The organism is Streptomyces sp. NPDC026589 (genome assembly GCF_040638385.1).
Lineage (GTDB): Bacteria > Actinomycetota > Actinomycetes > Streptomycetales > Streptomycetaceae > Streptomyces.
The window spans coordinates 164,943-187,839 of record NZ_JBEZYG010000008.1 but is presented as its reverse complement, the minus strand read 5'-3'; the positions used below and the strand labels follow the sequence as shown (position 1 = coordinate 187,839).

General features: G+C 73.1%; 11 protein-coding genes. All 11 read right to left on the bottom strand.

The annotated features are described in order from the left end of the window. Window positions 1-5 precede the first annotated feature (5 nt). The 11 genes from AB0F29_RS16340 to AB0F29_RS16290 all read right to left on the bottom strand — a co-directional run bounded on the left by AB0F29_RS16340 (window position 6) and on the right by AB0F29_RS16290 (window position 22,381). The gene (locus AB0F29_RS16340) at window positions 6-1,448 is read right to left on the bottom strand and encodes a glycoside hydrolase family 3 protein (protein WP_361872411.1); all 1,443 of its coding nucleotides are present in this window, start codon (window positions 1,446-1,448) and stop codon (window positions 6-8) included. A 67-nt stretch (window positions 1,449-1,515) separates the two neighbouring features. Next, window positions 1,516-1,725 (bottom strand): MbtH family NRPS accessory protein, encoded by a 210-nt coding sequence (locus AB0F29_RS16335; RefSeq protein ID WP_361872409.1) that lies wholly within the window; start codon window positions 1,723-1,725, stop codon window positions 1,516-1,518. Beyond that, window positions 1,722-2,717 (bottom strand): agmatinase, encoded by a 996-nt coding sequence (speB, locus tag AB0F29_RS16330; RefSeq protein ID WP_361872406.1) that lies wholly within the window; start codon window positions 2,715-2,717, stop codon window positions 1,722-1,724. The genes AB0F29_RS16335 and speB overlap by 4 nt, the downstream gene beginning before the upstream one ends. 16 nt (window positions 2,718-2,733) lie before the next feature. Beyond that, window positions 2,734-3,489 carry a phytanoyl-CoA dioxygenase family protein gene (locus AB0F29_RS16325; RefSeq protein WP_361872403.1) on the bottom strand — a complete coding sequence of 252 codons (756 nt, stop codon included), beginning with the start codon at window positions 3,487-3,489 and terminating at the stop codon, window positions 2,734-2,736. A gap of 66 nt (window positions 3,490-3,555) precedes the next feature. Further along, on the bottom strand, window positions 3,556-4,596 hold the full coding sequence (locus AB0F29_RS16320; RefSeq protein WP_361872400.1) for an ornithine cyclodeaminase: 1,041 nt from the start codon (window positions 4,594-4,596) through the stop codon (window positions 3,556-3,558). Further along, the gene (locus AB0F29_RS16315) at window positions 4,586-5,644 is read right to left on the bottom strand and encodes a pyridoxal-phosphate dependent enzyme (protein ID WP_361872397.1); all 1,059 of its coding nucleotides are present in this window, start codon (window positions 5,642-5,644) and stop codon (window positions 4,586-4,588) included. Before AB0F29_RS16315 ends, AB0F29_RS16320 begins: the two co-directional genes overlap by 11 nt. Beyond that, a complete protein-coding gene (locus AB0F29_RS16310) occupies window positions 5,644-6,573 on the bottom strand; it encodes an ornithine carbamoyltransferase (RefSeq protein ID WP_361872394.1) in 930 nt (309 codons plus the stop codon). Before AB0F29_RS16310 ends, AB0F29_RS16315 begins: the two co-directional genes overlap by 1 nt. Then, window positions 6,570-7,139 (bottom strand): 2OG-Fe(II) oxygenase, encoded by a 570-nt coding sequence (locus AB0F29_RS16305; protein ID WP_361872391.1) that lies wholly within the window; start codon window positions 7,137-7,139, stop codon window positions 6,570-6,572. Before AB0F29_RS16305 ends, AB0F29_RS16310 begins: the two co-directional genes overlap by 4 nt. A 64-nt stretch (window positions 7,140-7,203) precedes the next feature. Continuing rightward, window positions 7,204-9,036, bottom strand: a complete 1,833-nt coding sequence (locus AB0F29_RS16300) for an aspartyl/asparaginyl beta-hydroxylase domain-containing protein (RefSeq protein ID WP_361872388.1) — start codon at window positions 9,034-9,036, stop codon at window positions 7,204-7,206. Further along, a complete protein-coding gene (locus AB0F29_RS16295; protein ID WP_361872385.1) occupies window positions 9,033-12,932 on the bottom strand; it encodes an amino acid adenylation domain-containing protein in 3,900 nt (1,299 codons plus the stop codon). Before AB0F29_RS16295 ends, AB0F29_RS16300 begins: the two co-directional genes overlap by 4 nt. Further along, window positions 12,932-22,381, bottom strand: a complete 9,450-nt coding sequence (locus tag AB0F29_RS16290; RefSeq protein WP_361872382.1) for an amino acid adenylation domain-containing protein — start codon at window positions 22,379-22,381, stop codon at window positions 12,932-12,934. The genes AB0F29_RS16295 and AB0F29_RS16290 overlap by 1 nt, the downstream gene beginning before the upstream one ends. Between the last annotated feature and the right edge of the window lie 516 nt (window positions 22,382-22,897).

Sequence of the window (22,897 nt, the reverse complement as noted above, 5' to 3'; positions counted from 1 at the left end):
CAGGATCACCGGCCCGCCAGGGCCTGCGCCGTGGCGCGGGAGTTCGCCAGCCCGATGCCGTGGGTGTGCACGAGCCGTCCCGCCGGCACGTCCAGCCGTCCCGGCATGCCCATCTCGACGACCACCGCTTCGGGGTGCTCCGCCAGCAGGCGGCGCATCCCGCGCAGTTGCCACGGCGAATCGGCGCAGTCCCTCACCACGACGAGCAACGGCGCGTGCCCGGGAATCTCGGGCAGCCTCTCGGCGTCGTCCTCGTGCACCGTCGCGTGGCCGTGCAGCCAGTCGATCCGGGCGAGGCTGTCCACCATGCCCCAGGGAACCATGCCGATGGCCTCGTTCACCGTGGGCCGGAACTCCACGACGAAGGGCGGGGCCGGCAGCGCCGGGACGGCGGGCCCGATCAGCAGGGGGGCCGCCGCCTCCGCCAGCCGAGTGTCCGGTGCGTCCGACGGCTTGGCGTCGGCCACCCAGGCGCGCAGTTCGGCCACCCGTTCCGCGGCCCGCGCCAGGCGTGCGACGTCCAGCGAACCGTCGGCCACCGCGGCCTCGGCGGCGCGGACGATCGCCTCGCAGTGCTCCTCGCCGTCGTCCGCGCCGATGACGACGAGGTCCGCGCCCGCCCGCCAGCTCATGACGGCCGAACCGGCGAGCCCCCAGCGGCTGCGCACCGCCCCCATGTCGATGGCGTCGGTGACCACCACGCCGTCGAAGCCGAGCTCCCCCCGGAGTACGTCGGTGAGCAGCCGGCGGCTGAACGTCGCGGGCAGATCGTCCAGCGCCGGGAGACGGACATGGCCCGTCATGACGCAGCGCACGCCCGCGTCCACAGCCGCGGCGAACGGAGGCAGCTCGTAGCGGCGCAGACTCTCCATGTCGCCGTCGACCTCGGGCAGCGCGTGGTGCGAGTCTGTATGGGTGTTGCCGTGGCCGGGGAAATGCTTGGCCGTCGCGGCGATCCCCTGGTCCTGGAGTGCCTCGACGTAGGCCACCGTGTGCCGGGAGACCAGCGCGGGGTCCGATCCGAACGAACGCAGGCCGATGATCGGGTTGCGGGGGTCGACGACCACGTCGGCACAGGGCGCCAGGTTCAGGTTGACCCCCGCCTGGCGCAGCTCGGCGCCGAGGGAACCGGCCACCGCCCTGGTGACTGTCACGTCGTCGAGAGCCCCCAGCGCGTGGTTGCCCGGGAAGCGGCTGCCGCGCAGATAGTCGAGGCGGGTGACGTCCCCGCCCTCCTCGTCCAGGGCCAGCAGCAGGTCGGGCGCGCAGTCACGCAGCGGTTTCGCCACCACGTCGTACACTCGGCCCTCGATCAGCTGGAGGGTGGGCCCGAAGAGACACACACCCGCGAGACCCTCGTCCAGGGCCCGCCGGAGCCAGTCAGGAGGAGCCGGGGCGCGAAAGGCCGGAAGCAGAGAGCCGTATACGAGCTTACGTACGTCGGACAACACATCTCCTGCGGGGAGGGAGAACAGAGACAGAGGGCAGGCGAAGCGGCCGGAGGGGCGCCTTCCCCTACGGATCACGGCGGGTGCTCAAGGGAGTGATGTCGGTCCACTCCCGTTCGATCCAGGCCAGACACTCCTCTCGGCCGCCTTCGAACCCGGCCGCACGCCAGCCCTCCGGGAGGACTTCGCCGGCGGCCCAGAGCGAGTGCTGGCCCTCGTCGTTGACGACGGCCAGCCACGCGTCCGGCGCCCGGACCGGCCCGTCGGGGGCGCTCACAGCGCCGGGCCGGGGACGGCGGCGGAGCTAACCGCGCCGGCGGCCCCGTCGGACGCCGCCCGACGCCGCCGTGCCAGCAGGCAGAGCAGCTCGAAGCCGAGGTTGCCCGCGAGGACCGCGGTGATCTCACCGGCGTCGTAGGCCGGTACGAGTTCCATGATGTCGAACCCCACGAAGTCGAGCGGCCCCAACTGGCGCAGGAGCGAGATCGTCTCGTAGGACATCAGCCCGCCCGGCTCGGGCGTTCCCGTGCCCGGAGCGAACGCCGGGTCCACGACGTCGAGGTCGAGGGAGAGGAAGACGGGACGATCCCCGACGCGTTCCCGGACGAGTGCGGCGGTCTCCGCGATCCGGCCGCGCACGTCGTCCGTCGTCACGTACTCCAGGCCCAGTTCGTCGCGTGCGCTCGCATAGGTCTCCGGCCCGTCCACCGAGCCGCGCAGACCGATCTGGACCGAGACCGACGGATCGACGAGCCCCTCTTCGATGGCCCGCCGCAGCCATGACCCGTGGCTGTACCGCTCGCCGAAGTACTCGTCGGCGCAGTCCGTGTGGGCGTCCAGGTCGATCACCGCCACCGGACCGGCCTCGCGGAACGCCCGCAGGTGTGCCAGCGTGCAGGAGTGGTCCCCGCCGAACAGCAGAGGAGTCGCCCCGGCGTCCAGCACCCGGCGGACCGTCCGTTCGATCGCGGCGTGCGACCGCTCGGTGTTGCCCGGGACCACCGGTACGTCGCCGTAGTCGACGCACCGCAGCTCCTTGAACGGAGCCACCGCCTGCGCCGGGTTGTAGCCGCCGACGATGCCGGAGGCCGTCCGCACGGCGCGGGGGCCCAGTCTGCCGCCGCTGCGGTAGGTGACCGTTCCGTCGAACGGGACCCCCACCACGGCGACATCGACGCCGGCCAGATCACGGCTGTGCGGCAGCCGGGCGTAGGTGGGAATACCCGCGAAGGCGGCAATCGGGACGTCGGGTTCTGCCAAGGGGTTCATCGAGGTGCTCCGGATCTCAGGAATCGTGGTGGACACTGCCCACGCCCCGGTAGGCGAGGGCGAGGGAGGGGCGCGGACGGGAGCTGGTGTTCGGGGTGCTGGCATGCACCAGAGCGGTGTCCAGAAGGAAGAGGTCGCCCGCCTCGGCGATCCCCTCGACGACGGGGAAGCCGAACCCGGCGACCGTTTCGGGCGACAGATGCTGGAACTTCCCGAAGTCGCGCCTGTCGTGCGGGAAGACGCCGAACCGGTGGGAGCCCAGCCACAGGCGTAGCGGCCCCATGTCGGGGGTGATGTCGTCCAGCGCGATCCACACGTGCACGTACTGGCGGGGTTCCACGTGTTCGAACGCGGAATCCTGGTGGGGCTGGGCGACGGAGCCGCGCGGCTGCTTCGCGAAGTACTCGGCGTAGAACGGCTGGGGGCGCCACCCGGTGACTCTCTCCACCAGGTCCATCTGCCGTGGTGAAGCGAGCAGGTCGGCGAAGAAGGGCGCGTACCGCTGGAGTTCGTTGGCCACGCGGACGGTCTTGCCGTCCGCCTCGAAGTGCACGTCCCTCGTCAGGCGTGGCACGGTCCGCGTCATGTGGGCCGCGAGCTCCTCCCTGATCCGCGCGAGGTCGTCGGCGGAGAAGAGGCCGCGTACGAGGACGACGCCGTCCCGCTCGTACGCTGCGGCCAGTTCGTCGGACGGCCCGTAGGCGTCGAGGGCGGGCAGGGGCGCCGCTGCGACGTCGGCGAAGGTCCCGGACGGTGCGGGTGTTGAGTCCATGGCTGCTGTCCTTCCGGAGGGAGAGGGGAATGGGGAAGCGCTGGGAGGGAGGAGGACGCGGTGCCGCTAGACGGGCAGTCGCATGCCGATGCCGTGGAGGGCCGCGTACTCGTGCACGGCGGCCGCGATGGCGACGTCCAGGACACCCATGCCGAACGGATTGCTCAGGACGGTCTGCTCCGGTGTACGGCGCCCGGGGTGCCGGCCGGTCAGGATCTCCCCCAGCGAGGCGTCCACCGCCCGGGGCGCGGGGCCCGGCCCCGGCGGGGCGGCCTCGTCCGGACCCAGCAGTTCGCCGGAGCGGTACATACGGCCCAGCAGCCGCCGGTCGTCGGCCTTGATGAGCCCCCAGTCGTCCACGACCAGTAGTCCGGCCCGGAGCACCACGTCCGGAAGAACGTCGTCGAGCGAGACATGGGCGACCAGGGCACCGGGGGAGAGCCACGCCTCGGGGAGGTACCCCGTCGTGGTGGTCGTCGTCGTGACCACGATCGCGCAGCCGTCGACGGCGTCGCGCGCCCGGGACACGGCCCGGACCGCGAGGCCGTCGGCGGCGAACCGGCCGGCCAGCGCCGGCGCCCGCCCCTCGACGGCGTCGAACAGGACGAACTCCGTCCCCGGGTACTCCGCGGCGAGCAGCCTGACGTGCTGCTCGCCCAGCGCGCCACAGCCGAGGACCCCGATGCGTCCCGGCTCGGCCGCGGCCAGGGTCCGGGCGCTGAGCACGGTGTACGCCGACGTCCTGAGCGCGCTGATGTAGGCAGCTTCCATCAGCGCCACAGGGTGGGCCCGCTCCCGGTCGAACACCAGGGTGAGGCCCTGGGCCCGGGGCAGGCCGCGACCCGGGTTGGCCAGACTGCTGTTGATCACTTTGGCGCCCAGCGCCGGGCGTTCACCCCAGACCGCCCCCGGAAGGGTCAGGCTGCGGGCGAAGGCCCCGTCGGAGGTCTGCCACGGCAGATAGGCCTCCTCCGGGAGGGTGGTGCGCCCCTCGGCGTGGTCGATCAGGGTCTGCTTCACGGAACCGACCAGGTCGAGTTCCGCGCAGACGCGTACGACGTCGCGCCGGGGGAGATAGCGGAGGGTGTCCGACCGTTCATCGCTCACAGACGTCTCCTGTCACGGTGAAATTGATCCGGTCGGCCGCGGCGGCGTCCTCCACGGCCCGCACCGCGTCCAGTCGGCCGCACGCGTCCAGCCAGTCGTCGCTGTAGACGGTGTGCCGGTAGTGATCGCCGCCGTCCGGGCTGATCAGTACGGGGCACCGCCACGAACCGCCGTCGGCGACGGCGCTCAGGTAGGCCGCGACGACCGCCCCGCTGGAGGCTCCCAGCGCGATTCCCGTCTGCCGGTCCAGCATTCGGCACAGGGCGATGGCCCGCACGTCGGGGACGTGGATCGGCGCGTGCAGCGCCCGAGGGGGCAGAAGGGACGAACGCCGGGTGGCCCCGATGCCGTTGAGCAGATGCGGATGGGCGGCGCCGCCGAGGGCGATGGACCCCTGGACGTCGACCGGGTACAGCCCGATGCCCGCGACCAGCTCGCTCAGCCCCTCGCACAGACCGGCCAGCGTGCCTCCGGTGCTGACCGCGGCGAACAGCGCGTCGATACGTCCGCCGGTCTGGTGCGCCAGTTCGGGCGCCGTCACGTCGCGGTGCACCCCGGGACCGTCCGGTGCGTGGTACTGGTCCGTCCAGCGCAGCTCCGGGTCGGCGCGGAGCATGGTCTCGACGCGCTCCAGCCGGCTCAGCAGATAGCCGCCGTGCTGGTCGGGTGTGTGCACGTGCACCAGCTCCGTGCCGAGCCCTCGCATCCGTTCCACCAGCATCGGTGGCGCCTTGGGATCGACGACGGCGATGAAGCGGCCGCCGAACCGCGCGGTGAGGTGCGCGAGCGCCACACCCAGGTTCCCCGACGTCGACTCGATGAGCGTCGTCCCCGCGGACAGCTGGCGCCGCCGCTGCAGCCCCGTCAGCAACCCGAGGGCCGTGCGGTACTTCACCGACCCCGTCGGGTTGGCCATCTCCAGCTTCAGCCAGGCCCGATGGGTCCGCCCGGCCACGCTTATCTCGATCCGCCGCAGCGGAGTGTTCGTGGCGGCGGCCGCGAGCAGCCTCTCCGCCGTCACCTTCGCACCGGCAGTGCCCGTGTTCACTACCCTGACACCGCCCATTCAAGGACCGCCATGGCGCTGTGCAGCTTGTGCTGTGCCTGCTCGAACGCCCTGCTCCGGGGACCGTCCAGGACCTCCCCGGTGACTTCCTCCCCGCGATGGGCCGGCAGGTCGTGCAGGAAGAAGGCTCCGGGGCAGTCGCGCAGGGTCCGCGCTGTCACCCGGAACGGCTCGAACCGGGTCCGCCAGTCGGGTTCGGCCTTGGTGGTGCCCGTGGTCTGCCACCGCGTCGTGTAGACGACGTCCGCCTTCTCCGGCAGCTCGGCCACGTCGTGCGACTCGAGGATCGTGGCGCCGTTGAGGCCGGCGCTGTGCCGGGCACGCCCCATGACGTCCTCGGCCACTCCGTAGCCGGGCGGCGTACGCAGGTCCAGCAGCGCACCGGGCAGCCGCGCGAACGCGAGGGCGAGCGCGGCGGCCGTGTTGTTGCCCTCCCCGAGGTAGACCATCCGCAGTCCGTCGAGACTGCCGCGCACGGTGAGGACGGTGGACAGGTCCGCGATGGCCTGCGTGGGATGCTCGTCGCTGGTCATCGCGTTGATCACGGACATCCGGTCCTGGTCCGCCAGGGCACGCAGTTCGGCCGGGTCGTCCGCGGTCCTGGCCACGAACGCGTCCAGCATCCCCGAGAGCACCGCCCCGGTGTCCGCCATGGACTCCCCGGTGTTCTCCTGGAGATCGTTCGGACCGTAGGCGATGACGTGGGCGCCGAGGCGGTGGGCCGCTACGGTGAACGAGGTACGGGTCCGGGTGGACGTCCGGCGGAAGTAGACGCCCACATGGGCGCCCGCGAGCGGGCGTCCCGCCCGGCTGCCCGCGGCGTACTCGGCCGAGCGGTGCACCAGTGCCGTCAGCGCGGCCGGATCGAGGTCGTCCAGGGTGAGCAGATGCCTGCGGCGCGCAACGGTCATCGCCAGGTTCCGGGCGTCTTGAACTTGCAGGCGAGCGTCAGCCGTGGCTCGTAGCAGGCCCGCAGGGGAATGCCCACCCGGTGCGGCACTGCGCCCTCGAACACCAGAAGCCGTCCCGGCCTCGGCGTCACCACGTAGACGGCGTCGTCCCGCTCGTTGAAGAAGGTGAGCTCACCTCCCCACTCGGTCCGCCACTCGGCGTTCGCGAACAGCAGCGCGGTCACGTCGTCACGGTCGCTCGCGCAGTCCTGGTGGGGGAAACCCATGTCGCCATAGACGGTGAGATTGCAGTGCGCCCGGTACAGAAGCAGCTTCCGGTCCGGGAAGAACGAGTCGACGGCCGACTTGGCCCGCTCGGCGACGGGCGTTCCCTCGAAGTCGGCCAGTTCCAGGTCGGTGTTGAAGGTGCGCACATGCTCCTTCCCCGGACCGTCGCTCTCGTCGCGGATGAACGCGGCCCGGGTGAAACGGTCACCGATGTCCGTGATCTGCCGCTCGTCGAGCACGTCGTCCAGCACATGGATGTGCCTGCCGTCGATCGTGGTGCTGTAGGTCACTTTCTTCATGCGTGCCTCCGGATCGGGGGACTGGGGGGACGCCCGGCGACGCGTCCGGCGCCGGGAGGGGGGTTCAGGTGTGCTGGAGGACCTCCGGCTCACTGGCCGGAGCGAGTACGTCGCGCACCTGGTTCAGCACCTGCCGTTCGACGGGGGACAGTTCGGGGTGCCAGATGTCGACGAGGAGGATCTCCCGCCCGGTGTCGCCGTCGTTCCACACTTCGTGCTCGTACGCGTCGGAGAAGACGAGACACCGGCCCTCCTGCCACGCCCGGGCCTTCCCGTCCACACGCAGGAAGCAGTCGTCGGGTATCCGCAGCCCGAGGTGCAGGGTGAGCTTGTAGTCGTTGTCATCGACGTGCGGGGCCAGCCGGGCGCCCGGCTCCACCCGGGAGACGATCACGTCCCCCGACAGCAGGCTCGCGTGCTTCTGAAGGAGCCGGCGGACCGCCGGGCAGTGCTCCGCCACGTCGGAGGGGATGCCGCCCTTTTCGTACAGGGGCGTGGTCAGCCAGTCCGATCCGCCCAGCCCCTGGAACTTGGCGCTCATGTAGTCGCCCTCGACATTGCCCTCCAGGCCTCCGCGGACGCCGCGCAACCGGTCTGCCTCGTCGCGTATCCGTACCCAGTGGCGCTCCAGGTCCGTGGCGAAGCGCGATAGCTCCGGATAGCGGTCCGGGGACACCCACGGCTCGGCCGGGAGCCCCGGGAAGTGCAGCAGTGCCGGGCGCTGCCGGGGGTCGGTGAGGACCCGCGGCCGACGCCCCACGGCCATCTCCACCGCCTCCCCGACCCTCCCGACAGCGGCGGCGCCCCAGCGCTCCCGGGCGTCGGCCAAGACCCTGTCCAGAGGTTCGGCGAGCCGCTCGCGCACGTACCGGCGGCGCCGCTCGTCGTGGTCCGACTGCCCACCGGGCCCGGGCGCCACGGGCGGTGCCTGCCGGTACAGGGCGTTGCCGAGCACCCACTCCTCGCACGCGGCCAAACTGTCGCCCTTCCCGGCGAGCAGGCTGAACCCGGTCGGGCGCAGCCGCAGTTCCACCGCGGCGAGCCGGTCGGCGTTGTCCCAGCCGGTTGCCCGGGCCAGCAGACCCTCGTCCGGGAAGAGGTCCGCGAGCGTCCGGTGGAAGGGGAGCCGCGTCGTCCCGCGCAGATCGAGCAGGCCGCCCGCTCCCTCGCCGGTGACCCCCAGCACGGACACCCAGTCCAGCGAGGCGTCCCGGCACAGTTCGGCGCCCTCGGCGAAACGCAGCGGGCGGACCACCGGGTTGAGATAGGCGTCAGCGTCCAGCACGTCCCGGAGGGCGGCGTCGCCCTCCGCGCCGGGCGCTGCCGATCCGTACCGCGTGGGCGACAACGACAGGCCCAGGGCACGGACCAGGGGCAGATCCGCGCCCTCCGCATACCCCTGGGCGAACAGCGCGACCAACTCGCGGTCGGCCATCCGGTCGTGCTCCCCGAGCGCGTGGTACAGCCAGAGGTACAGCAGACCGTTCTCGGTGAGCCGCCCGGTCAGGGAGCGCAACGTGGCGGCGGGATCCGGCAGATGGTGCAGCACGCCCGAACAGACGATGAGGTCGAACTCCTCCTCCCCGGGCGGGGAGCCGACGTCGCCCGCGACGAAGGTGACGTTGTCCGCACCCGAACGCGCGGCCAGCTCCCTGGCCACGGCCAACGAGGCCTCCGACAGGTCGATCCCGGTGAAGAGCGCCTCGGGGTACTGGAGCGCCAGCGCGACGAGCCGGTGTCCGGTACCGCACCCGGCGTCCAGCACCCGCCAGCCGTCCAGGTCCCCGTCCACCAGAGCGAGGGACAGGGCGTGCGCGACGTCGTTGATCGGGTCCGCACCCGCTCGCGGCGCCGGGTACGGGTACGACTCGTAGAGATGGGAACCGGTTGGGGTCACCGTTCGCCCTTTCGTCCGTGCGAGGGAGTGATGGCGTTCAGCCGCCCGAGGAGGCCGGTCGCGGCCTCGGTCACCGCCGGAAGGGCCACCAGTCCGTGGTGGTCCGTCTCCACCACGGACTCGGAGGACCCGGCGGTGGTGAAGTCGCCCCAGGCGGTACGGGTCACGAGCCCCTGGCGCAGGCTCTGCCCCGCGTAGACGACGTGTAACGGGGCCCGGACCGTGACCGGCGACCAGGTCCGGAAGAGTCCGGTCTGCGTGGCCATGATCTGTTTCATGCGGTCCTCGGACGGTGCGTCCGCCGCTCCGGCGGCCTCTCGGGCCAGCTCCGTCAGCCGCCGGTCGGTGTATGCGTCGGCGGTCCCCAGCCCGCAGTCCCACAGCTCGACGAAGCGGACCCGCCGCGCGCCGCGCCGCTCGATCTCCGCCGCCATCGCCACGGCGATGAGGCCACCCAACGACCATCCGAAGAGGGCCAGTTCCGGGGCGTCGACCGCGGCCAGCAGAGCATCGGCGTACCGGCGCACGAGTTCGTCCACATCGGCCGGCTCCGCGTCCGCGCCGGCGATGCCGGGGGAGCGGACGCCCCACACCGCCTGGCCCGGTGGCAGCAGGCCCGCCAACGGCGCGTAACCGAGGAGGCTTCCGCCGAGCGGGTGGAAGCAGACCAGGGGGACACCGTCCCCGGCCGCCAGGGGGACGACCAAGGACCCCTCGGGTTCGGACGGCGTCCGCCGCCGCAACGCGTCGACGGCCGCCGCCATCGCCGTCAGCGTCCGGGCCCGGAACGCTGTGTGCGCGGAGAGCCGGACCCCGTGCCGCCGAGTGATGTCACGCAACAGGGTGGCGAAGACCAGGGAGTTGCCTCCCAAGGCGAAGAAGTCCGCGTCGGCCGTCTCCACGGGCGTCCGCAGCAACTCCTCCCAGAGTGCCGCCAGACTCTCCTCGGTCGGCGTCCATCGGGACTCCTCCCGGCGTACGGGGTCCGGGAGAGACGGAACGGCCAGGGCGCGGCGGTCGAGCTTGCCGCTCGCCGTCACGGGCAGGGACTCCCGTACGTGCAGGGCGGCGGGCACCGCGTACCCCGGCAGCCTGTCGAGCATCCGCTCCCGGGCGCGGTCCGTGACGCCGTCCCCCTCGGTCACCAGGAATGCCGCGAGATGCGGAGCCGCACCCTCGGGCCCCATCACCGCGACGGCCGCGTCGCGGACGCCGGGAGTGGAGCGCAGGACCGCCTCGATCTCGTCCAGTTCCAGCCGGTATCCGTGCAGTTTGACCTGACGGTCGGCCCGGCCGAGGAACTCGATCTCCCCGTCGGCCCGCCAGCGCCCGAGGTCGCCGGTGGCGTAACGGCGCACCCCGCCGGGGGCCGGCCGGAACCGTTCGGCCGTCCGCCCGGCGTGTCCGGTGTAGCCGAGTGCCGTCTGCGGACCCGACAGGTGGATCTCGCCCGGGAAACCGGGCGGAGCGGGCCGGCCCGACGGATCGAGGATGTCCACCCGGCAGCCCGCGAGAGGCCGTCCGATCGTCGGGACCGACCGGTCGTCGTCGATCGGCCGGGCGGTGGCGTTCACGGTGAACTCGGTCGGCCCGTAGACGTTCACGGCGCTGAGCCGGCTCTTCGCGAGTGCCCACCACAGCCGGTCCGGGACGGCCTCGCCCCCCAGGACCAGGAAGTCGGGAGCGGACCGGGTCTCGTCCAGCAGCCCTGCGGCCACCAGCGCCTCCGCATGGGTGGGGGTGCAGTCGACCGTGGCCGCCCGATGCTCCTCCAGCAGGGCCACGAACCGCTCCGGATCGGTGCGGCTCTCCTCGTCCACGACCAGCAGACTGTGGCCCGCCCCCAGCAAACCTATGTTCTGCAAGGACGCGTCGAAGTGGAGGGGGGCGTTGACCGCGACCACACTCGACGCGGGAAGTGCGGAGAAGACCAGCCGGTCCATCGCCGCGCCGAAGGCGGCGAGACTGTGGTGGCTCACCGCCACGGGCCGGGGCTCACCCGTGGAACCCGAGGTGAAGACGGCGTACGCGACATCCCGCGCACGCACCGGACGAAGCGGTACGGGCGCGGCGTCCGCTCCGTGCACCGGCTCGGGCGCCCCCACCGCCCGGGCGCCGCCCAGGCCCGCGGGCGGGCGCCCGGCGTCCTCGACGACCACCACGCGCACGTCGGCCGTCCGGGTCATGCGGCGCAGCCGCTCCTCGGGCAACCGGAGGTCGAGCGGCACGGCCACCGCCCCCGCCGCCCAGCAGCCGAACAGCGCCGCGATCTGCGCCACCGATCGGGGCAGCGCGACCCCGACGTACTGCCCCGGTCCGACCCCCGCCGCGGCGAGCCGCCCCGCCAGCATGTCCGCCATGGCCATCAGACCCCCGAAGTCGACCTCGTTGAGACCGCCGGGTTCCCGGCACAGGACGGCCCGGCGGCGCGGATGCCGCAGGGCTGCGGCCCTGACGGCGGCAGCCGGTGGCGGGGGCAGGACGGCGGGCAGCGCCGGGCCCTCGGCGAAGCGTTCGACCCGCGCCGCGCCCCCGGGGCCCAGGACGGGCAGGGTCTCGACCGGCTCCTTGGGGCGGTTCCCGACAGCGGCCAGCACCGAGCCGAGAGCCTCGCCCAGACTCGCCGCCGTGCCGGGGGAGTAGAGCTCCGTGGAGTATTCGAGGAAGTCGGCGGTCCGGGGGTCGGTCGACAGGTGCAGGGTCAGATCGAACGCGGCGGACGTCGACTCCACCAGCAGCGGTTCGACACGGAGACCGTCGAACCGCGGTGGAGCGCTGTCGTGATGGAGCTCCAGCGCCGCCTGGAACAGCGGAGCCGTACCGGTCCCCGTGTGCCCCGTCACCCGCACGATCTCGTCGAACTCCACCCCGCTGTGCGCCAGGGCGTTCACCACCGCCTCATGGGCCCCGGCGAGCAGTTCGCGCACCGACCGCTCCCCGCCCACCCGCAACCGCAGCGGCACCGTGCGCATGAAGAAGCCGATCGCGTCGGCGGCCCGCGCCTCGGCCCGCATGCTCACCGTCGTCCCCACCACCACGTCCTCGGAGCGGCTGAACCTGCCCAGGACGACCGCCCAGCTCGCGAGGACCACGTCGAAGAGCGAGACGGAGTGCGCGGCCGCCGCGGCCCGGGCGTGGTCGGCCCAGTCCTGCGGCAACGACAGGGTGTGCCGGGCGCCCTCGAAACCCTGCCGCCTGGACCGGGGCCGATCAGTGGGCAGCGGCGGAATCCGGTCCAGGTCCGCGAGCCGGGTGTGCCAGTTCTCCAGGTCCGCGGCGCGCTTCACGGCGTGCGCGGGCCCCTCCAACGACCGTTGTGCCGACGACGGATCGGGGACGGGCGGCAGACTGTCCACCTCCTGTCCGCCATAGAGATCGGCCAGTTCGCGGTAGAACACGTGCAACGACTCGCCGTCGCATACCAGGTGATGCATCACCACGGTGAACAGCCACTCCCGCTCGCCCGTCCGGACGAGCTGAGCCCGCACCGGCGGTTCCTTCGAGGGATCGACGGTACGCCGCGCGAACTCCGTCACCGCTTCGTTGCCCCGCGCCTCGGCTGCGTACGGCGACAGGGCCGACAGATCCACCGATGTGAGGGGGAACCCCTCCGCCGCGGGCAGCCGGGCTGTCCGGGGCGTGCCCTCCAGCTCCACGACGAGACCGCGCAGTCCGTGGTGGCGGGAGTACAGCGCGTCGAGCGCCGACGTGAGCGCGGCGACGTCCAGCTCGCCCAGCAGCCGGTGGGCCTCCACGACGTTGTACAGCCCCGTGTCCGGAGCCAGCCGGCTCACGGTCCACAACCTCCGCGTGATCGCCGGCAGTTCCGGCAGCCGGGCCGCCAGCGCCCGTCGTTCGGCCGGACCCAACCGAGAGAGTCGTTCGGTCAGTCTCATCAGTGCGCGCTCCGTTTCGGATCGTCGTGACGCGGTCCGGTCGCTTCCAGATCGTCGAGCACCGAGAAGAGGTCGGGGTCGCCCTCGGGTTCCGCGAGCCTGTCCGTCCCGACCGTTCCACCAGCCGTCCCAGCCGTCCCAGCCGCCCCACCGGCCGCGACAAGTGCCGCCGTACTCGCGAGCGTGGGGCGGTCCATCAGGGCGGCCAGGGGGACGTCGACCCCTGTCAGGTCCCGCACCCGGGCACGCAGCCGCATCAGGGTGAGGGAGGTGCCGCCCAGGCCGAACAGGTCTTCGTCCGGGGCGGGCTCCGGGCCGCCCGCGAGCTGGGTCCACACCTGACGCAGGGCGCCCAGAACGTCCCCGGGAGCGGCGGAAGGGACGGGGGCGGTGTCCGTGGCTTCCGGGTCGGACGACGAACCGTCCCCGCCGTGGTCGGTCACCCACCGGCGATAGCGGTCCGCCAGGCTGCCGCGGCTCACGTACACACTGGGCAGACCGGCCCGTACCGACCGGCACAGGGCGTCGAAGGCCTCCTCGCCGGAGAGCGCGTACCGGTCCAGCGAGCCGCCCGGGCCCGGCCCTTCGGCGTCGGTGGGCAGCCGCCAGCCGTCCCAGCCGATGGAGATCCACGGGGTCGGGCCCGGCCGTTCCACCCGCTGCGCCGCCCCGTGCTGGTAGGCGTTGACCGGTGCGTACAGGGACAGTCCCGGACCGGCGAGAAGAGCCGCGTTGGACGACATGAGTACGCAGAAGTCGAGCGACCGGCCGGCGAGGACCCGCTCCAGAGCGCGGGTGCCGTGCACCTTGGCCGATCCCTGCAGCGCGAGCCCCGCTTCGAGACCGCCCGCCATGATGTCGCCCAGCGGGCTGAAACCGGCCGCGGAGGAGATGTCGCCCGCTGCGTGCACCACACCGGCCACCGGGCCGAACGACTCCTCCACACGGTCGAGGACCGCGCCCAGGGCCACGGCGTCGGCCACGTCACAGGTCATGGTCTCCACCCGCCCGCCCAGACGGCGCAGCCTCGCGAGCCCGGCGCTTCGCCGCCCCGCCTCCCCGCCGCTCCCGGGGCCGGCCGGTCCCGGGGCGCCGCGCTGGAGGAGGACCACGGTGGCCGCCGCCCGCCGCAGCAACTGTTCTGCGACCCACCTTCCGTAGCGCCCGAGCCCGCCGGTGACGACATAGACGCCGCCTCGGCGCAGGACCTCGTCGGGCGCGGGAGTACCGGAGCCGGGCGTCGGAACGTCAGGCACCGGGCTGTCCGGCCCCGGGACGCCCGTGTGCTCCTCGACGGCGGCGACCGTGGCCTCCCACACGCTCGCGCCCCGTACCGCGGTCTCCGGCGGAGGGGCGTCCCCCGCCAGCAGCGCTCCGAGCAGCCGTACGGCCGAGGGAGCGCCGGTCACGTCCACTCCGGCCACCCGCAGACCGCTCCGCTCCTGCGCGGCCGCCAGGACCGCCGGCCAGAACATCGCCGCCGCCGGGTCCAGTGGCTCGTCGCCCAGTACCGAGGCGCCGCCCTCGAACACCACGCACAGACGCGCGGACCGGGCCGGGGCGATCGCCACCAGCGACAGCAACGCCTCGACGCCCGCGCCGTGCAGCGGACGCAGGTCCACCACCCAGGCGCCGTCCGCGACCGAGAGCGTCCACGCCTCCTCCGGCACGGCGGTCACCCGGACCGGGGTACCCGACGCCTGCGCGCCGGCCTGGTACCGGTCACGGAGTTCGCCGTCGTCGGCGAGCAGCACCAGACGCGCCGGGCCGTCGGCCCGGGGCAGCGGCACCTGCCGCCACAGCCGCCGCCACAGCCGCACGCCCCCGGCGTCGGGCGGCGCCTTTCGCTCGGAGGGCCGTACGGCGGGCGGCGGGAGCGCCCTGCGGGCCAGCGGCGCCACCGGCGCGGGGTAGCGGTGCCCGGCGGGGCCCGGCCAGCGCTCCCAGTCCACCGACGCGCCCCGCTCCCACAGGTCACCCAGGCAGCGGGCGAGGGAGAGGGCCTCGTCGGTCTGCGCACGGCCGCCGCCCATCACGGCGTGCGCGGAGACCCCGGGGCGGCGTCCTGCCAGGCCTTGGGCCATCGAACGCAGCCCCTGCCCCGGACCGGTGTCCACCAGAGCGGCCCCGTTCCGCGCGGCCGTCTCCAGGCAGTCGTCGAACAGAACGGTCGAGCGCAACTGGCGGGCCCAGTAGCCGGGATCGGTCGCCTCGGTCTCCGTCAGCCGCTTCCCGGTCACGTTGGACACCAGCGGCAACCGGGCCGGCCGGGGCCCGAAGGACGCCACCATTTCGCGGTACTCGTCCAGGAACGGGTTGAGCAGAGGCGAGTGGACGGCACCGGGTACGGCGATCCTGCGGTGATCGATGCCCAGGGCGGTCAGACGCCGCTCCAGGCCGGCCAGCGCGGGGACCGATCCGGACACGACACACTCGCCGGGCCCGTTGAGCACGGCGACGACCAGGTCGTCCCGCAGTAGCGTCGCGACCTTCGCCGCGCCGCACGCCACGTACGAGGAACCGCTGTCCGGGACCCGTTCGAAGACGCGCCCCCGCAGTTCGGCGATGCGCAGCGTTTCGGCGGGTCCGAAGACCTCTGCGGCCGCGGCGGCGGACAACTCGCCGAGGCTGTAGCCGAGGAGTGTGAACGGTTCGTCGACGAGGGCCCGCAGCATCTGCGACACGGCGATGCCCAGAGCGGTGTGGGCGACGAAGCCGAATCGGGGCGTGGCGAGTCGGTCGCTGTGCCGCCCCCACAGCAGTTCGCGCAGATCCAGACCGTGGATCGCCTCCACCGGATCGCACAAAGCGCTCAGTGCGTCACGGAACGCCGGAACCGTCCCGTACAGGCGACGCCCGACACCCGGACGGATGCTGCCGCCGCCGGGGAACATCAGCACGACGGGCGGGCGGTCGGCGGTCACGGGGGCACGGTCGCGGCCCAGTTCCCCCCGCAGCTCCCGGGGCCCCGCCGCCACCACGGCCCTGCGGACGGGGAAGGAGGTACGGGCGGACCGCGCGGTCCACACGGTCGCGGAAGCGTCGGCGCCGTCCGGCAGGGCGCGTGCGTAGGACGCGGCCAGTTCCCCCACGCCCTCCGCCGTGGGGGCGGAGAGTGGCAGGACCAGGAGCGGGGCGTCGGGGGCCGCCGCCCGGGGTGGCGCCTGCTCGATGACCACGTGCGCGTTGGTGCCGCCGAGGCCGAGCGCGTGCACCGACGCCCGGCGCGGCCCTCCGGTCACCGGCCAGGCCCGTGTTCCGGAATGCAGCACGAAAGGGCAGTCCTCGATGTTCAGCTCGGGGTTGGGCTTCTCCCAGGTGGGCAGACCGGGGATCTCCCCGTGCTCCACCGCCAGACACGCCTTGATCAGCCCCATCACACCGGCCGCCGCGTCCAGATGGCCGATGTTGCCCTTCACCGACCCGAGCGAGCACATCCCCACCGCCTCGGTGCTCCGGCGCCAGACGGCCGACAGCGCCGCCACCTCGATGGGGTCGCCCAGCGCAGTCCCGGTCCCGTGCCCCTCGACGTATCCGATGGTCGAGGCGTCCACGCCCGCCCTCGCCAGTGCCGAACGCACCACGTCCACCTGGCCGGAGAAGCTCGGCGCGGTGAAACCCGACTTGTCCGCACCGTCGTTGTTCACGGCCGTCCCGCGTATCACCGCGTGTACGTGGTCGCCGTCGGCGAGTGCCCGGTCGAGTGGCTTCAGCACGACCGCGCCGACCCCGTCCCCGCTGACGATCCCGTCGGAGGCGGCGTCGTAGGGGCGGCACCGGCCATCGGCCGAGTAGATCCCGCCGGGCTCGTGGAAGTGCCCCCGCACGGCGGGATGGCGCAGCGCGACCCCGCCGGCCAGGGCGACGTCGCACTCCCCGGCGGCGATGGCCCGCACCGCGAGGTGCACGGCCACCAGTGAGGTGGAGCACGCGGTGCGTACGGACATCGCGGGACCGCGCAGGTCCAGCAGGTGGGAGACCCGGGTCGCCAGGAAGTCCTGGCTGCTGCCCAGTTCGAGGGCGATGCGCTCGGCGGTGTCCCGCAGATCGGCCGGATCGGTCGAGCGGCGGCTCTCCTCGCTGCTCCCGGCGAACACGCCGACGCGGCGCGGTCCGTCCTTCACCAGGCAGCCGGCCGCCTCCAGCGCCTGCCAGGCGCAGTCGAGGAACAGCCGGTGCTGCGGGCTGACGAGCGCGGCCTCCTCCTCGGACATCCGGAAGAAGCCCGCATCGAAGTGGTACGGGTCGTCCAGAGGTGCGCAGACCGGTACATGGCGAGGGTCGTCCAGATGCGCCGCGGGCACCCCGGCCGCGAGCAGTTCGGCCCGGTCGAAGTGCCGGGTGGAGACCACCCCGTCGCGCAGGTTGGACCAGAAGGCCGACGCGTCGGGGGCGCCCGGCGCCCGGCACGCGAGCGAGACGACGGCGACGGCGAAGCCGGCCTGACCTGCCTCCGGGGACGGCGCCGGCTCGTGTTCCCGCGCTCCCGTGCCGGCCGGAGGAACCGGCCGCCCGGGACGTGGCCCACCGCCCAAGGCCACCGGGGCCAGGAGGCCCGCCTGCTGACGTACCGTCGGGTACGCGAAAAGGTCGGCGACGCGCAGGCCGACGCCGAACTCCTCGGACAGCCGGGCCCGCAGGGTCATGACGAGGAGGGAATTGCCTCCGGCGTCGAAGAATCCGGTGTCCGCTCCGGGCAGGGTCCCGGCAAGGACCGTCTCCCACACCCGTGCGACCCGTTCCTCGACCGGCCCGAGGACCGTGGCCGCGACGGCGAGCGGCACTCCGGGCAGCCGGCCCGCGGCAGCCCGGTCGAGCTTTCCGTTGGGGAGGCGGGGCAGCGCGTCCACCCGCAGCAGCCGCTCCGGTACGGCGGTCGCGGGCAGCCGCTCCGCCAGATGCCGTCGGAGCGACTCCGCGGTGACCTCCGGACCCTGGCGGAGTACGACGCGCGCGCTGAGCCGTGCGCTGGACCCTAACGCCGTGTCGAGGAGTGCGACCGCGGCGACGACGTCGGCATGGCCGAGCAGCGCGGCCTCGATCTCCTCCAGCTCGACCCTCTGCCCCCGCACCTGCACCTGGTTGTCCATCCGGCCCAGGAAGTCGAGCCGGCCCTCCGAGGTCCACCGCACCCGGTCCCCGGTCAGGAACATCCGCGCGCCCCCAACGCCCCGGAACGGGTCCGGGAGGAAGCGGGCCGCCGTCCGTCCGGCCGCGCCCAGATACCCGTGGGCGACCCCCGCCCCGCCGATCACCAGTTCGCCGACGGCCCCCGGGGGGGCCAGGGCGCCCTCCGCGTCGAGTACGTACACCGTCCCCCCGCCCACCGGCCCGCCGATGGGGACACGGAGCGAGCGGCCGTCCTTCGCCGTCACGGGGTGTCGGGTGGCGTCGACGGTGGTCTCCGTGGGGCCGTAGGCGTTCACCAGCGTGACGCCCGGCAGTTCGGCGCGTACCCGTTCGGCGAGACGGGATGGCATCTCCTCGCCGCCGCACACGATCAGTCTCAGTGCCGTGTCCCCGACGGCCCCCGGTGCGTCGAGCAGCGCCCGCAACAGGGAGGGCACGGTCTGGAACACGGTCACCCGCTCGTCGGTGATCAGCCGCCGCAGCCCCTCGACGTCGGTGCGGGACGTGTAGGGCGGTACGACGAGCGCGGCTCCGCTGCCCAGCGGCCCCAGAGTCTCCCACACGGAGACGTCGAAGCCGGGGGAGGTCAGCACCAGGACCCGGTCCCGCCCGGTGAGCGGGAAGTCCTGGTCCATGGCCCCCAGGAAGGTTCTCGCCGCCTCCCGGGGAACCGCCACCGCACCGGGGACGCCGGTCGAACCGGAGGTGAGGACGATGTACGCGGTGCCCGATGACGGCTCCTCGCCGGGGGGATCCGCCGGGGGCGTCCGGAGCGCTTCCCGTACGTCGATAACGGGGGCCCCCGCGTCCGGGAGCGGTCCGGCGCAGACCACCACCGAGGGGCCGGTAGCCGTGAACGCCTGCCGCAGCCGCTGCGCCGGCCACCCGGGGTCGCAGGGGACCACCACCGCGCCCAGGTCCAGTACCGCGAGCCACATGGCGACGAGCTCGGGGGAGGGCGGAAGCACCAGGCCGACCCGGTCGCCCGGCCCCGCACCGCAGTTCCGCAGCGCGGCCCTGAGCGAGTCGGCCGCGCCGAGGAGCCGCTCGCGGCTCCAGTCGCCGTCCGGGGTCCGTACGGCGACGGCGCCGGGGTCGAGCCGCGCGACGCGGCGCACCGGCGACACCAGCCCCGGCCGGGCGGCGGCGTCCGGACCCCTCCCGAGCGCGAGCACCTCCTCGCGGGCGGCGGCCGACACCGAGGAGGCGCGCGAGAGCGGGAGTTCCGGGTGGGCGCAGCTCTCCCCGAGCACGGTCAGGAACTGATCGGCCAGGCGTCGGGCACGCGTCCGGTCGCACACCCCGGGGCGGAAGTGCAGGGCGGCGACGGGGGCGTCGTTCTCGTACGAGGTCACCACGAGGTCCAGATCCGCGGTGGCCCGTGCGACGGTGGTGGGCCGGGGGAACGCCGAGACGTCGGCGTGCCGGTGCACGCGCGTCTGCTGGAGCGTGCAGGAGGCGCGGGCCGGGGCACCGGTGCCGTACGTCCCGCGCATCCACGACGCGTGATCGGAGTACGGACGCAGCCGGTCGTCCAGCGCCGCCGCGACGGCCCCGGCCACGGACTGCCAGGTGGCCGCAGTGGTCCGGCTCGGGTCCATGTCCACCACGACGGGCACGGTGTTGACGAAGCACCCGATCACGGGTTCCCGGCCGCCGAGGCCGTGATCGGCCCGTACGTCGACGGCCGTGGCGACGGCGAAGCGCCGTTCGGCGTTCTGCCGGCCCAGGACCGTGGCCCACGCGCCGAGCACCACGGTGTAGAGCGAGACGCCGGCGGCGTCGGCGGCCGACCGCACCCGCTCCCACAGCGGCGCCGGAATGTCCGCGAGGACGACGTCCGAGTCCCCCGGCCCGGCCTCCGGCTCCCCGCCGTCCAGGGCGAACTCGGCCGGCGCGGGCAGCGGTCTCCGGCCGTGCCGGGTGTGCGGGGCAGGCGCGAGCGGGGTCGGTTGGGCGGGGGGAGAGGCCGGGCCCCCGCCGCCGAGCAGTTCGTCGATGAGAACGTCCGCCGACGCCGCGTCGAACACCCCGTGGTGGACGAGTGCGAAGAGGTCGTGGTGGTCGGCCGCGCGACGCACGAGCAACGCGGCGATGACGGGCCCTCGTTCGGGGTCGACCGGCTCGGCGAACAGCGCGTCGCCCAGCCGCGCGGCCTCCGCGTCCCGGAGGGACGGGGCGAGAGCCGAAACATCGGCGGTGCTGAGCCGGGCGGTGGACACGGAGTCCCGCACGACGACGGGCTTCTCTCCGGTGAGCACCGCCCGGGACCGCAGGGCGCCGTGCCGGGCGAGCACCGTGTCGAAGGCCGCGCCGACGTCTTCCGCACACAGAGGGCCGCGCAACTCCCAGCGCAGGGGGATGCGGTAGACCAAGTGGCCGCGGTGGCGTGCCTCGTCGATCCAGATGCCCTGCTGCTGGGGGAGGAAGCCGGTCGGCGGAGGGGCGGTCAGTCGCGGGGAGGCCGGACTTCCGTGCTCGGCGTCGACGGGGCGGCCGCCGCGTTCCGCCAGCAGACGGGCGACCCGGCGCGGTGTCCGGGCCGTATACACATCGCTCACCCCGAGGTCGGCCCCGCCCAGTCGCCCGGTCACCTGCACGATCGCCAGGGAGTGCGCGCCGAGCGCCAGCACGTCGTCGTCGAGGCCGAGAGCGGGAAGACCGAGCACCGCGGCGAAGGCCGCTGCCACCTCTCTCTCCAGGGGATCGGTGTCTCCGCCGCTTTCCGCGCCTCCGGCGCTCTGTGTACGCACGCCTACGGCCGCGCCGAGCGTGTCGGGTCCGGGCAGCGCCGCCGGGTCGATCTTCCCGTTGGCGGTGCGCGGCAGCCGCGGCAGGATGATGATCCTGCTGGGCAGCGCGTGATCGGGCAGCCGCAGGGCCGCCTGTGCGCGGATCGCCCCGGGCTCGGCACGGGGGCCGCCGGAGACCCAGGCCACCACCACGGCGCCCAGACTCCCGACGTGGCGGACGTCCACGTGGGCGTCGGTGACGAGCCCGGTCTCCCGCAGCACCGCTTCGACGCCTGCGGGCTCCACCCGGTGCCCCCGCACCTTGCGTTGCCGGTCCACCCGCCCCAGTACGTGGAGGTCTCCGTTCTCCCGGATCGCCCCCACGTCCCCCGTGAGGTAGTGCCGCCCGCCGGCCGCGCGCCGATCGGGACGGAAACGGTCCGCGGTCTGTGCCGGAGCCCCGAGGTATCCCCACCCGACCGGGGGGCCGCCGACCGCGATCTCTCCCTCGGTGCCGGGGGCGACCCGGTTCCCAGCAGGGTCCAGGACTGTCAACTCTGCTTCCCCGATGGCCCGTCCGACCGGTGCCGTACCGCCCAGGATCGTGACGGGCGCGGGGAACACCTCGCCCAGAGCGACCCCGATACAGGTCTCGGCAGGGCCGTAGTGGTTCAGCACCCGGCACTGCGCCCCGGCGGAGGAGAGCGAGGTCAGGAGATCCTCGGTGAACGCCTCGCCGCCCGCTATCAGCAGGCTCCTCGGGAGGCACCGCGCCCCGTTCTCCTGAGCGAGCAGGGCGCGCAGATGACCGGGCGTGGTCTTGTACAGGTCCAGTCGGTGTTCGCCCTGGTAGGCGGCGAACTCGCCGGGATCGCGCGACACGTGCTCCGGTACGAGGTGCAGTTCCGCCGAGGCGAGCAGTGCGTTGAACAGGACGGTGTAACCCAGGTCGGCGGCGAGGGTGGTCAGGACGCCCAGCCGTTCGCCCCGCAGCGCCGGCCCCCCGAGAAGAGGGAGCGTGGAGGTGAGGTAATGATCGAGGGAGGAAAGGGGCACCGCGATGGTTTTCGGCTCCCCGGTCGTGCCCGAGGTCTGGATGAGATAAGCGGTCCGTCCGGCGCCGCCGGGGGAGGGGGCGACGCGAATTCCGGTATCCGGGAGGGGTATTTCGGTGTACCGGTCTCCGCGGACGACAGCCGGGGTGGGCGAGATCCGGGCGGCCAGCTCGCCGGCCCGTGAGAAGTCCTTTCCCGAGGACAGAAGAGTCCGCACCCCGGCGGACGCTATCCGTCGCGCCCAGGGGCCGGGTGCGAGGGACGGATCGAGCGGCAGCCACGGTCTGCCTGTTTCCAGGCAGGCCACCATTCCCGCCACGGTGTCTGCATTGCGGTGGGCCGGGAAAGCCACAGGCCCGTCGTCACCGGTAGCGCGAAGCCGGTGGGCTATCGCCCGGGAATGCCGGAGTAATTCTTCTCCGGACAATGATGTGCGGATGCCGTCGTCGTCTTCGAAGACAATGGCCGGACGCGAGCCGGTGGCAAGTAATGCGTGATGAATGCGCTCCGACAGCCTGTGTGTGCTAGGCATGCAGACTCCCCTTGGTCCGGTGGCGTCACGCAAACGGAAATGGCTGGGAAAGTGAGGGAAGGTATTCCCGCTTTTCCCCCAGCCAACAGGCATCTGACAGGCAATGAGCGAGCCCGACTTTAGGCGGTGATCGTCGCCCTGTCGAGAGAAATGTTGTTTCATAAATAAGGATGCGTAAAGGTGTGCAGGTCGCGGCGCGGGCCTTCGGGAGCCTGCGGGGAGACGTTGCCCCGGGCATCTGCGGAAGGGCTACTCGCCGCCCCTCGGGGCTCGTTGCGACGGATCGGCGCTGTGGCTTAAGGTGATCGCAACGCGTCGATGGAGACGAGTAGCCGCATTCCGGGCGAGCCGAGAGAACTGCCGGTGCTGTGAAGGCAGTCTCGCTCCCTGTGGCGAAGACCCTCCTGAGTGCGGGGAGGAACGGGCGCACCGCCTTTATGCCCCGCCGGCCGGCCACCGTCATCTGGCTGTCAAGAGGCTGTCGCTCCGGCGGCGGCGAAGGCGTGGTGGCACCGC